Consider the following 12,770-nt stretch of genomic DNA (forward strand, 5'->3'; position numbering starts at 1 on the left):
CCGTCCGCGAACCGGGCCCTTCGCGACGGCATGGCGGCCGCGGCCCTCCCGTACGGCCGAAAGGGCGGCCGCGTCCATGACGCGACCGCCCCTCAAGGGACAGCGGAACCCGGTGTTCAGGCGGTACGGACCACGTCGAGCAGCAGTGCCTGGCCGGGCGCCAGGTTGGGCAGCGGGATCCCTGTGGTCGCGAGGACCGTGCCGGGCAACGTCACCCAGCCCTCCAGCGCCGCCGCGAACCATCCCGGGCCCGACACCTCGTGCAGCCGCGGCAGGCCCACCTCGTCACGGACCCGCAGCCGGTACGCGCCCGACGGCGCGAGGCCGGGCAGCCGTACCCGGCCCGCCTGGCCGTCCGCCGACGTCGCGAGACGCGACCAGGAGTAGAGCGCCTGTGATCCGTCCCGCGCGACGACCCCGTGCAGCAGCACCGCCTCGTCGGGCAGGTCGGCCCGTACGGTGCGGCCCGTGTGCAGCAGGTCGCGCTTGGCCTTGTACAGCTCCGCCCACCGGCCGAGCTGCGCGATCTCGTCCGCGTCGCGGGCGGTGAGGTCGTCCTCGATGCCCGCGTGCCCGAACAGGGCGGTCGCCAGCCGGAACGACGCGTCGGTCGCCCGGCCCGTGGTGTGCGCGACCGGGCCGCCGACATGGGTGCCGATCAGCTCGGGCGGCAGCACCTGAGCCGTCCAGCGCTGGATGGCCTGACGCTCGACGGGGTCGTTGCAGTCCGAGGGCCACACCCGGTCCGTACGGGCGAGGATGCCGAGGTCGACCCGGCCGCCGCCGGACGAGCAGCTCTCGATCTCCAGGCCCGGGTGGCGTTCCCTGAGCGCGTCGAGGAGCCGGTAGAGCGCCTCGGTCTGGGCGTGCACGCCGGGCCTGTCGTGTCCGTCGGCCCCGCGGTGGACCGCTTCGAGGAGGTCGCGGTTGTAGTCCCACTTGAGGTAGTCGACCGCGTACCGCGTGACGACCTCGTCCAGCGACGTCAGCAGGTAGTTCCAGGCGTCCTCATGGCCCAGGTTGACCGCGTACTGGTGGCGCATGCTCGGGCCGAGACCGGCCGAGGGGCCGAGGATCCACTCGGGGTGTTCCCTGGCCATGCGCGAGTCGAGGTTGACCATCTCGGGCTCGACCCAGAGGCCGAACTGCATGCCGTGCCCGTGCACCCGGTCCACCAGCGGACCGAGCCCGTCCGGCCAGACCGCTTCGTCGACGCTCCAGTCGCCGAGGCCCGCCGTGTCGTCACGGCGGCCGGAGAACCAGCCGTCGTCCAGGACGAGGCGTTCCACGCCGACCTCCGCCGCCAGGTCCGCCAGGTCCAGCAGGCGTTCCAGGCGGTGGTCGAAGTAGACGGCCTCCCAGGTGTTGAGGGTGAGCGGGCGAGGGCCCGCCGGATGGACGGCCCTGGCCCGCATCCGGTCGTGGAACCGGTCGGCGAGGCCGTCGAGGCCCCGCTCGGACCAGACGAACAGGCACTCGGGCGAGGTGTACGTCTGCCCCGGCGCGAGCCGTATCTCGCCGGGCGCGAGGAGCTCGCCGCCGCCGAGGACCGCGCCGTGCACACCCGCGCCCTCCGGCAGCCGCTCGGCCAGCCAGCGCTGGTTGCCGCTCCACGCCACATGGAGCCCCCACACCTCGCCCTCGCGGAAGCCGAAGCCCGGCACGCCGAGTGTCAGCAGGTGGGGCGCCTCAAGTCCCGGGCGGCCGCGGCGCACCGAGCGGACATGGCTGCCGTGGGTGAGGGTCGAGCGCTGCGGAACCCGCTCGCGGCACCACTTGCCGGTGAAGTCGAGGATCTCGGTGGCCCGGGCCGGGACCGGCAGCAGCGTGGTGACCGCGCCGAGGTCGTACGGTACGGAGCCGTCGTCGCCGGCGCCGGCCGGCGCCGGCCGGGTGACCCGGGTGGTGACACCGAGGACACCGGCGGCGTCGAGCCGGTAGGTGAGGACGAGGGCGAGCCCGCTCACGTCGTCGTCGAGATGGAGGGTCAGTTCGCGCTCGCCGAGGTCGGCGCCGGTGAGCCGGGGCCGCGGTGTGGTGCCGACGCCGCCCCGGTGTCCCTCGTGGGCCGGCGTGCCGTTCCAGCCGTCGAACTCGGTCGGCCAGACGGTGAACGTCCGGGGCATGTCGGGGGCGCTGTTGAGGACGACGCCGTCCGCCGTCATGCTCAGCGCGGCGAGTTCGCCGTCGGTCAGCTCCCCGAGGTCCGCGCCCCAGTGCAGGACGCGGGGCAGGGGGTCGCCGAGCTCCACGACGAAGCTCACTCCGGCCGCACGCAGATGGGCGATCCGCGCGGTGGTGCGGGTCAATGCAGTGTCCTCTCGAACCGTGTGGGGGCGTGACGCTCTGGTCCCTCGCCCGGTCACTCTTCCTTCTGTGCCAGGATTTTCCTGGTCTCCTCGGTGATCTGCCGGAACACGTCGTCGTTCCTGTCATGGGAGAAGAAGGACTGGAGCAGGGGCTGGGCGGTCTTCTGGATCGCCGTTCCGTTGCCGTAGGCGGGCACCGGGTACAGCGCACCGGACTTCTGCGCGTCGATGAAGGGCGACAGGTCGACGCCCTTCTTCTTCAGCGTGGCGGCCGAGGCGTCCATGGACGCGGCGATGGAGGGGAAGAACGTGCCGCTCTTGCCCGCCATGGTCTGGCACTGCTCGGACTCCTGGTAGGAGACCCACTTCCAGGTGAGGTCCTTGTGCCGGGAGCCGGACCAGATCATGTTGCCGTTGGAGTTGGCCTCCGCCGACCGTTTGCCGTCGGGGCCCTTGGGCTCGGGGGCGACGCCGTAGTGCAGCTTCGGGATGTCCGGGTACTGGGTCGCCGACCAGGAGCCGTCGTTGGCGATGGCCACCTTGCCGGAACCCAGCAGCTGGGAGCTGCTGGGCGCGTTGCCCGCGGAGGTGAACTCGCCCTCGGTGGGCGCGTACCCCTTGTCGGTGATCCCGCGGACCCAGTTCATGGTCTTCACGAACCGCGGGTCGTCGTAGGTGAAGGTGGTGGGCCAGGTGGCCTTGTCGCCCATGCGCCAGCCGAGGGTGGACACGAGCGGGTTCCAGGAGGTCTGGCCGGTGAAGTCCTGCACACCGAGCGCGCCGATGCCGTAGACCTTGATGTGCTTCTTGTCGAAGCCGGGCTGGTCGCCGCGGCGGCCCTTGGAGTCGACGGTGAGATGGGCGATCATCTTGCCGAAGGTGCCGCCGTCGTCCGGGTTCCACGTCAGGTTGTTCATGTCGGCCGCGGTGTAGCCGGCCTTCTTGAGCATGTCCTGGTTGTAGTAGAGGCCCGCGGTGGACCAGTCCATGGGCAGGGCGTACAGCTTGCCGTCGGTGTAGCGGTAGAAGCCGGATCCGGTCGCGTACTTCTTCAGGTCGAAGTCCGACTTCTTGACGTACCCGTCCAGCGGCTCCAGCTGGTTGAGCGCCGCGTACTGCTGGAGGTACTGGCCGCTGTTCATGAAGGCGTCGGGCGCGGTGTCGGCGACGAAGCCGGAGAGCAGCTTGGTGAAGTAGTCGTTCACGTCGTACTGCGAGATCTTGACGGTGACGCCGGGGTTGTCCTTCTCGAAGACGTCGGCGCACTGCTGGTACGCGGCGGCCTGCTTGTCGTCCCAGGTCCACCAGTTGATGGTGGTACCGCTCGCGGAGACGGAATCGGAGCCGCAGCCGCTGACGACGGCGGCGAGTCCCGCGGCCGCCAGCGCGGCGACGAGCTTGCGTGGCCTGGTGCCAATCCTCATCGTTCCTCTTCTCCTTTGGCCGTCGCGGCCCTGAATGCGGACAGCGCGTCGGCGACGTCGTCGTGGCCGCCTGCCTCGTGGCCGTTGAACTCCCAGGCCCGGATGGTCTTCGGGCCCCGGTAGGCGTGGTACGCCCCGAAGGTGGTGGACGGCGGGCACACGTCGTCCGTCAGCCCGGTGGAGAAGTGCGCGGGCGCCAGGGCCCGTCGCGCGAAGGCGACCCCGTCGAAGTGGTCGAGGGTGTGGAACACCGCTTCGACCGACGAGCGCCGCGCCGCGAGGTAGCCGGTGATCTCGCTGTAGGGCGCGCTCGCCGTGATGCGTACGGCGCGGCGTACGTCGGCGAGGAACGGTGCCTGGAAGTACGCGGCGGCGAGGTCGGGGAGGAGACCCGCCGCCGCGAGTGCGATGCCGCCGCCCTGGCTGTTGCCCGCCACCGCGACACGCCGCTCGTCGACCGTGCCGAGCGAGCGCACGGCGTCGACGGCGCGGACGGCGTCGGTGAAGACCCGGCGGTAGTAGTAGGTCTCCTTGTCCTCGATGCCACGGGTGAGGAAGCCGGGGTACGCGGGGGCGCTGCCGACCGGGTCGCCGGTGGAGCCGCCCGCGTGGGCGCCGCCCTGGCCGCGCGCGTCCACGATCAGGTGCGCGTATCCGGCGGACGCCCAGACCAGGTCGTCGTACGGTCCACCGCGCCCACTGCCGTACCCGTGGAACTGGACGACGGCGGGCAGTGGCGCGTCGCCGCGGTCCCTGGGCAGCCGCAGCCAGCCCCGGACGGGGTGGCCGCCGAAGCCCGGGAACTCCGCGTCGAACACGTCGACGGTGCGCAGTTCGGTGGGCACGGGTGTGAGGGTGAGACCGTCGCCGGCCGCCCGCGCCTCGGTGAGCGTGGCCCCCCAGAACGCGTCGAAGCCGGCCGGGTCCCGGTGGCCGCTGCGGTACTCCCACAGCGCGGGGAGGTCCAGGTCGCTCAGCATGCGGGCCTCAGCGCCGCGTCGAGTGTGACGTCCCGGCCCGCGGGCACGGTGACCTCGGCCCGTGCGGCGCCGTACCCGACCCGTACGGGCACGCTGTCGTCGCCGCCGACCCGCCTGAGGGTGACGGTCGTCAGGGCACCGTCCTCCCAGGCGAGGTCGGCGGCCAGCCCGCCACGGCACCGCAGGCCCGTGGCGCGCCCCTCTCCCCACGCTGCGGGAAGCGCGGGGAGCAGGTCTACGAGGTCGCCGTGGCTCTGCACGACGAGTTCGGCGAGTCCGGCGGGGAAGCCGAAGTTGCCGTCCATCTGGAAGGGCGGGTGGGTGGAGAACAGGTTCGGCAGCAGCCCGCCCCACACGGAGCCGTCGACGGGCGCGTACTCGTTCGCGTTGTGCTCCAGCGGCCGTACGGCCTCCAGGAACAGGGAGCGGGCGGTGTCGCCGTCACCGAGGCGGGCGCGCAGCGCGATCTTCCAGGCCCAGGACCATCCCATGGCTCCGGGGCCGCGCCGCTCCATCAACAGGCGTGCTGCCTCGGCGAGTTCGGGAGTGGACCGCGGGGTGATCTGGTCGAGCGGGTAGAGCGTGACCAGCTGGGACATGTGACGGTGGAGGGGGTCCTGCTCGGGCAGGTCGGTGACCCACTCCAGGAGGTGGCCCTCCGCTGCGGTGCCGGGTTCGCGCAGACGCGGCAGCGCGGCCTCGATCTCGGCGCACAGCGGGTCGTCCTCCACGCCGATGATCCGGGCCGCCGCGAGGGTGCGGGTGAGGGTGGCGCGCACCAGGGCGATGTCCATGGTGGTGGAGTGGGTCAGCGCCTCGGGCTCGCCCGCCGGCGACAGGAAGTGGTTCTCCGGGGAGGTGGCGGGGATCGTGTCGAGGAAACCGTCCTCGCCCTCCACCAGCCAGTCGACGCAGAACGCGGCCTGGCCGCGCAGCACGGGCCAGGCCCGCTCCCGCAGGAACGCGGTGTCGCGGGTGAAGTCGTAGTGGTCCCACAGGTGTTGGGTCAGCCAGGCGCCGCCCATCATCCACAGGGCCCAGGACGGATCGCTGTGGCCCATGCCGACGGGCAGGGACCAGCCCCACATGTCGGTGTTGTGGTGGGTGACCCAGCCGCGCGTGCCGTACAGCTCGCGGGCGACGTCGGCCCCGGTCTCCGCGAGCCGGTCGAGCAGGCCGAACAACGGCTCGTGGCAGTCGCCGAGGCCGGTGACCTCGGCCGGCCAGTAGTTCATCTCGGTGTTGATGTTGACGGTGTAGTTGGAGGACCACGCGGGGCGCAGGTCCTCGTTCCACATGCCCTGCAAGTTGGCGGGCGGCCCGCCGCCGGGCCGCGAGCAGGACGCCAGCAGGTAGCGGCCCAGCTGGAACATCACGGTCGCGGTGAGCTGCTCGTCCTTACCGGAGAGGATGTCGCCGGCGACGTCGTACGTACCGGTGCGGCGGGCGCCGAAGGTGACGCGCGCGGCGGCGAGCAGCGGGCGCAGGTCCTCCTGGTGGCCGCGCAGGAGGGCGTCCGCGCCGAGGGCGAGGGCACGCTCCGCGGCGCCGGCCGCCCGTGCGCGGTGCTCGGCGCGGGTCACGGGCGCCGCCCGGTGCCAGACGTCGGCCGCCGCCGACGAGGAGGCGACGGTGACGAGGAGGCGGGTCATGCCGGTGACGGCCCAGTTGCCGTCGGCCGCGGTGACGCGGCCGTCGGTGGCGACCCGTACGACGAGAACGGCGTACGGGTCGTACCCGCCCGAGCGGACGGCGGCGTCGGCCGCGGCGGCGTCCTCGGGCCGGTCGGCGTACCGCAGCGGCTCTTTGACGCTCTTCTCGTGCTCGGGAGCGCCGTCGACGGGCAGCGCCGCCTCGACCACCAGGCCTTCGGGGCCGCTCTCGTGGTGCAGTATCCGCAACGGGGTGGTGAGGTCGAGGGTCGCGTCGAGGGTTCCGCCGGTGACGGTGAGGTCGACGCAGAGCGCCTCGGCGGGGCGGCTGGCCCAGGTCCTGCGCACCACGCTCAGCGCGCCGTCGGTGATCTCCTCCTCGGCGACGCCGTCGTCCAGGTCGAGGGTGCGGCCACCGTAGTGGGCCGCGTCGGAGACGCCGAGGCCGAGGGTCAGGTCGGCGAAGGGCAGGTACTCCTGGCTGTAGCGCCCCTCGAAGCTCATCAGGAGGGACTCGGCCCGGCGCAGGTCGCCGGCTCGTATCGCGTCCCGGATCTCGGCGAGGCGTGCGGGCCCCGCGCCCTCGGAACGGACGGCGGCGAGGCCGTCGGCGGGAGTGTCCGGGGTGCCGGACCACAGGGTGGAGTCGTTGATCTGGAGGCGCGCGCTCCGTGTGCCTCCGAAGACCATGGCGCCCAGGCGGCCGTTGCCGACCGGCGCGGCCTCGTTCCACGTGGCGGCTGGTCGCGGCCAGTGCAGCCGCAGATCGTCGTTCATGAGTGTCGGTTCCTGGTTCCTTACTTGATACCGGTGAAGCCGATGGAGTTGACGATCCGCCGGCCGAAGACCATGAAGAGGGCGAGCATCGGCAGGGCGGCGATCAGTGTGGCCGCCATGAGGCCCGCCCAGTCCGGAGCGGCCTGCGGCGAGGACTGCTTGAACACACCCAGCGCCAGCGTCAACGGCCGCGCGTGATCGTCGTTGGTGGCCAGCAGCGGCCAGAAATAGTCGTTCCAGGTATTGATGAAGGTCAACAACGACAAGGTCGCTATCGGCGCGGCCGTCATGGGCAACGTGATCGTGAAGAAGATGCGCATCCTGCTCGCACCGTCCACGACCGCCGCCTCCTCCACCTCCGTACTCAGCCCCAGCATGAACTGGCGCAGGAAGAAGATGTTGAACGCCGAGAAGAACGCGCCCGGAAGAATCAGACCGGTGAACGAATTCAACTGGTGAATGTCCCGGATGAAGATGAAGTTCGGCAGCAGCGTCAGGATCGCCGGCACCATCAACGCACCCAGCAGGATGTTGAAGACCGTGTTGCGCCCCCGCCACCGCAACCGCGAGAACGCGTACGCCGCCATCGCCGAGCAGAACACCACGAGCGCGGTCTGCACCGTCGCGTAGATGATCGAGTTCCGCAGGAACAACGGTGTGTCCAGCGCCGCGCCCGAACCGCCCTGCGCCTGCGCCTCGGCCTGCGACGCCAGCCCCAGCGCCCGCTTGAAGGCGCCCCAGGTGAAATCGACCGGCAGGAACGACGACGGATCGGTCGGCAGCGCCACATTGTTCGACAACGCCGTTCGCACGATCCAGTAGAACGGAAAGACCGTCACGACCAGCACGACGACGATGAAGACCCACGCCGCGATCCGGCCCGGCGAGATGCGGCGGCGCTCAGCGGACACAGTGACCGGTGAACCGGCGGCGCCGGAACGGGACCCGCCCGAAACAAGAGTGGACATGAACGGGCTCCTCAGCTCAAGTCTGTTTCATTGGCGCGCGCGAGGCGCATCTGCGTGAACGTGATCGCGATCAGCAGAACGAACAGGGCCAGCGACATCGTCGACGCGTAACCGAAGTCGAGCTCGCCGAAGCCCTTTTCATAGATGTACATCTGCAGCACGTTCGACGCGTTCGCCGGACCGCCCTGCGTCGTGACCGACACGATGTCGAACACCTGGAAGGAACCGATCACCGTGAGGATCACCACCATCACCAGGATCGGCCGCAGCAACGGCACGGTGAGACGCCGGAACATCTGTACCTCACTCGCACCGTCCAGCCGCCCGGCCTCGTACACCGACGGCGGGATCGTCTGCAGGCCCGCGAAAATCAGCACCGCGTTGTAGCCCATCGACTTCCACACACTCACCGCCGCCAGCGACGGAATCGCCCAGTGGCTGTCGGAGAAGAAGAGCAGGTGCACTCCCGTCACCTTCTCCAGCAGCTGGCTCACGATGCCCAACTGCGGATCCAGCATCCACTGCCACACCAGCGCGGCCACCACACCCGAGATCAGGAACGGCAGGATGATGAGGCCCCGTATCACCGTCGAGCGGGTCAGCCGGTGCAGTACCACCGCCGTCAGCAACGACAGCAGCACACCGACCACCACCGACAGCGCGACGAAGTACACGGTCACAAGCAGCGAATGCCAGAACACCGAATCGCCGAACATCTCACGCCAGTTGGCCAGCCCGACCCACTTCGGCGGAGTCAGGATGTGGAACGAGGTGAAGCTGTAGTACACCCCCCGCACCGTCGGGTAGGCGAAGAAGACGAGGAACCCGGCGATCGCCGGAGTGATCAGCAGCCACGCCAGCTTCCCGTCACCACGGCGGGGGGAGGCCGACGCCACCGCACGCCCCGGCGCACGACGACCCCCCGCCCAGCGCCCCGGCGCAGCAGGCTGTTCTTTCACGATCTGCGCCACGGCGCACTCCTTGGCACTCGTAACTCCAGCCCCGTGAACAGGGGCTACGGACAGAGGAACTACTGGACGACGATCTGGTCGATGTCGGCCACGTTGTCACTGGGGTTGCCGAACCCGATGCTGTTGTCGCCGGCCTTCAGCGTCATCGGCACCGTGACGTTCTGGGTGTGGTCCCAGTCGTTGTCGCCGGTCCCCGAGAAGGGCAGCTGGATCGTCTGTCCGTTGACGGTGACGATCCCCTGGCGGCTGGTGTCACCGTCCGCGTACGCCACGGTGACCAGGTAGGTCCCGTCGCGCGGCGCCGTGACATGGTCGAAGGTCACCGTCGCGGCTCCCCCGAGATTGCCCGCCTTCGCGCCTCCGGCACAACCCCCGCAGCCGGACGGTGTGGCACCGCCGGCCAGGGTGGCGTCCTCGCCCTGGTAGGTGACGGGACCCGCGGTGTCCGCGGTGGTGACCGGCACGGCGGTACTCGCCGCCGAGGTCCTGCCGCGGGTGTCGACCGCGGTCACGGTGTAGCTGTGGCCGGACGCCGGGGCGAGCGAGGAGAGCGTGGCGGAGGTGGCCGAGGCGCCGGTGGAGGCGACCTTCGTGCCGTTGTCACGGATGTCGTAGCGGGCGACGGTGGAGCCCTTCGCGGCCACGGCCGGGTCCCAGGCGAGGGAGACGGAGGTGGCGGTGGCGGAAATGCCGTGCGCTCCGGTGGGGATGGTGGGGTTCGCGGTCTTCGCCGGGGTCACGGTCAGCAGCCGCGAGCCGTGGGCGGGCAGCGTCGCGCCGAAGGAGCCGGTGACGGAGCCCAGGTCCTTGTGGCTCCACACGTCCTTGACGTCCGCCGCGCCGCCGAAGCCGAGATCCTTGAACTGCGCGGTGGCCTGCGCCGACGACGAGCCGAGGTTGAACAGCGCGACCGTGTAGCTGCCGTCCGCGTTGCGGGCGTACCAGGTCTGCTGCTCGGAGGACTGGCTGACGGGCTTCGCCGGCCGGCCGGCCTGGTCGATGGCGATGACGTCGTCGTTGGTCAGGAGCTTGACGCCGTAGCTGTCGAGCTTGGTGAGGTCGTCACCGATGTACAGCGGCGCTGCCTCGATGGCCCACAGGGTCATGTAGCTCTGGCGCTCGTCCTCGGTGAGGCCGTCCATCTGGCCGCTGCCGACGTCGACGGAGTCGAGGTTGTTCCAGTGGCCGGGCCCCGCGTCGGGGATCCACTGGACGACGTCGCGCCAGCGCTGCTTCACCGAGGCGTCCCAGGTGACCAGTGTGTTGCAGTAGCACTCGACGTCCGTGTCGATGCGCCAGCCGTTGCTGTCCTTCTTCCAGTCGTCGGCGTAGCTGTGGCTGAGCGCCCAGGAGAGGGTGAACTCGATGGGGCGCCCGGTGTCGTTCAGCGCCTGGCGCCAGCCGGCGGCGTCGTCGCGGTTGTCGTAGTTGGCGCCGCCCTTGAAGGAGCCGGGGCCCACGCCGTCGAGCTTGAGGAAGTCGACGCCCCAGCTCGCGTACAGGTCGGCGACCGAGTCCGTGTACTTCTGGGCACAGGGCTGGGAATAGTCGATCTTGTAGGCGCTGTCCCAGCCGTTGGTCTTGCGCAGGTCGGAGTAGACGACGTCGGCCGTGGTGCAGCCGGGCACTCCGTAGATCGGCGTCGTGCCGTCGCCGTACGCCTTGGGGTCGAGCCCGACGGCCTGGTAGATGCCGGCCTTGAGGCCCAGCGCGTGCAGCTTGTCGTTGACGTACTTGACGCCGTCCGGGAAGCGCGTCGCGTCGGCGACCGGCCGTCCGTACGCGTCGAAGGAGTTGCTCCAGCCGGCGTCGATGTTGAGGTAGTCGTAGCCGTGCGTCCTGAACTTCGACGCGAGCACCTGGGCCTGCTGGAGGATGTGGTCCTCGGTGAGGTAGCTCGCGGAGCCGTCGGGGTTGACGCCCGGGTAGTTGGTCGACTCCAGGCTCCAGCTGCTCCAGCCCATGTAGGGCTTCTGCGCGAGCGGCGCGGCAGCGGGGGCGTGTGTCACGGCAGCGGCCGTGGTGGCGGTGCCGGCGGTCGAGGCGGCGGCGGGGCCGGCCAGCCCCGCTGTCGCCAGGACGGAGGCCGAGAGAGCACCGAGCGTGATCGCCCAGCCCTTTCGTCTCAGGCCCCTGGCCGTCTGAGCTCGTCCCGGGGCGGCGCGACCTGTGTGTGCCATGGCTTGCTCCATTTCGCCGCAACGCTGCGGCTGTCCAGGGGCGATGTCTGGTACGTGACGAACCGGACGCGCGCAGTCCCTGCACGGCTCTGCTGGAACACCCGTCCGGAACTCGTCCCCGTGGGGGGAGGAGGTGCGGTGACTGTAATCAGGGTTTCCTTCCAGGGTCAATATATTGTTCCCGACGATTTCTCCCGCAGATCCCCAAGCGGTCCCAGGCATTCCGGAGCCAGCACGTGGCTGCCTGGGCATATCCCGCTCCCGTTGTCTTCCGAGAGAAGGTAATCTTTCGGTGTGACCCTCTCCAGCCAGCCACCCGCCGCCGCCCTGGTCTTCCAGACCCTCCTGACCCAGGGCCCGCTCACCCGGGCCGAACTCGGCCGGCGCACGGGCCTGTCCTCGGGCGCCGTCACCAAGGTGTCCACCCCGCTGCTCGCGGACGGCTGGATCACCGAGGTCGGGCAGCCCGCGGGCGAGCGCCAGCCGGGCCGGCCGGCCACCCTGGTCGCCGTACGGCCGGAGCGGGCCCGGTTCATCGGGGTGAAGGTGACGGCCGACGAGCTGATCGGCGTCGCCGCCGACCTGACGGCCACTCCCCTGGCGACCCGCCGCGCCCCGCTCGGCTCCCGGGACGTGGGCACGGTCGTCCGGGCCATCGCGCGGATCGTCGCGCAGCTCGCGGACGGCGAGGGCGGACCGGAGGTGCACAGCGTCGGTGTGACCATCTCGGGCGACGTGGACGGGCACACCGGTGTGGTGCGGTACTCGCCGTTCCTCGACTGGCGCGGTGTGCGCCTCGCGGAGCTGGTGGAGAGCGCCACCGGCATCCCCACCGTCATCGACAACGACGTACGGGCCCTGACCGTGGCCGAGCAGTGGTTCGGCTCGGGGGCGGGACTCTCGTCGTTCGCCCTGGTCACCGTGGGTGCCGGGATCGGCTGCGGCATCTCGGTCGACGGGCGGCTGGTGTCCGGGGCCCACGGTGTGTCGGGCGAGATCGGCCACCTCCCGGTGGGCGGCGCCGTCGGATCGGCTCAGGTGTGCACCTGCGGCAACACCGGTTGCGTGGAGGCGATCGCCTCCACCCAGGCCATCGTCGACCAGGCGCGCGAGGAGACCGGGGACCCCGGCCTCACGCTGGCCGACGCGGTACGGCTGGCACACAACGGCGACGAGGCGGCGCGCGCGGTGTTCACCCGCGCCGGCCACGCACTCGGACTCGCGATCGCCTCCGTGGCCAACCTGATCGGGCCGGAGCGGATCATCATCTCCGGTGAGGGCGTCGCGTCGTACGACCTGTTCGCCGACCAGATCCGCAGGTCGTTCACGGCCCAGGCGTTCGGTACCGCGGCGGACTGCGACCTCGTGGTGCGGCCCCTCCCGTTCGAGGCGTGGGCGCGGGGCGGGGCCGCCGTCGCCGCCCAGCGGCTGTTCGCGCCGGTGACGGCCGGCGGCCCGCAGCTCGCCAACTAGCGCACGTCCCCCGCCGGGCCGGACGAGGACCGCTCC

The 12,770-nt window shown here is 70.8% G+C and carries 8 protein-coding genes; 1 reads left to right on the forward strand and 7 read right to left on the reverse strand.

Annotation, left to right across the window (positions count from 1 at the left end; translation table 11 throughout):
* Nucleotides 1-116: 116 nt before the first annotated feature.
* The 7 genes from OG310_RS05010 to OG310_RS05040 all read right to left on the reverse strand — a co-directional run bounded on the left by OG310_RS05010 (nt 117) and on the right by OG310_RS05040 (nt 11,261).
* A complete protein-coding gene (locus tag OG310_RS05010) occupies nt 117-2,309 on the reverse strand; it encodes an alpha-galactosidase (RefSeq protein WP_329454649.1) in 2,193 nt (730 codons plus the stop codon).
* 53 nt (nt 2,310-2,362) lie between these two features.
* A complete protein-coding gene (locus OG310_RS05015) occupies nt 2,363-3,733 on the reverse strand; it encodes an ABC transporter substrate-binding protein (protein ID WP_329454650.1) in 1,371 nt (456 codons plus the stop codon).
* The gene (locus OG310_RS05020; RefSeq protein WP_329454651.1) at nt 3,730-4,713 is read right to left on the reverse strand and encodes an acetylxylan esterase; all 984 of its coding nucleotides are present in this window, start codon (nt 4,711-4,713) and stop codon (nt 3,730-3,732) included. The genes OG310_RS05015 and OG310_RS05020 overlap by 4 nt, the downstream gene beginning before the upstream one ends.
* Nucleotides 4,707-7,142, reverse strand: coding sequence for a glycosyl hydrolase family 95 catalytic domain-containing protein (locus tag OG310_RS05025; RefSeq protein WP_329454652.1), 2,436 nt, complete (start codon nt 7,140-7,142; stop codon nt 4,707-4,709). The genes OG310_RS05020 and OG310_RS05025 overlap by 7 nt, the downstream gene beginning before the upstream one ends.
* A 20-nt stretch (nt 7,143-7,162) precedes the next feature.
* Nucleotides 7,163-8,053, reverse strand: coding sequence for a carbohydrate ABC transporter permease (locus OG310_RS05030; protein ID WP_443078555.1), 891 nt, complete (start codon nt 8,051-8,053; stop codon nt 7,163-7,165).
* A 68-nt stretch (nt 8,054-8,121) separates the two neighbouring features.
* On the reverse strand, nt 8,122-9,081 hold the full coding sequence (locus tag OG310_RS05035) for a carbohydrate ABC transporter permease (RefSeq protein ID WP_443078556.1): 960 nt from the start codon (nt 9,079-9,081) through the stop codon (nt 8,122-8,124).
* A gap of 59 nt (nt 9,082-9,140) precedes the next feature.
* On the reverse strand, nt 9,141-11,261 hold the full coding sequence (locus OG310_RS05040; protein ID WP_329454654.1) for a fibronectin type III domain-containing protein: 2,121 nt from the start codon (nt 11,259-11,261) through the stop codon (nt 9,141-9,143).
* A 294-nt stretch (nt 11,262-11,555) separates the two neighbouring features.
* On the opposite strand from OG310_RS05040, the gene OG310_RS05045 reads away from it, so the two are divergent.
* Nucleotides 11,556-12,734, forward strand: a complete 1,179-nt coding sequence (locus OG310_RS05045; RefSeq protein ID WP_329454655.1) for an ROK family transcriptional regulator — start codon at nt 11,556-11,558, stop codon at nt 12,732-12,734.
* The last annotated feature ends 36 nt before the right edge of the window (nt 12,735-12,770 follow it).

It is taken from the genome of Streptomyces sp. NBC_01497 (assembly GCF_036250695.1).
Classification (GTDB): Bacteria; Actinomycetota; Actinomycetes; order Streptomycetales; family Streptomycetaceae; genus Streptomyces.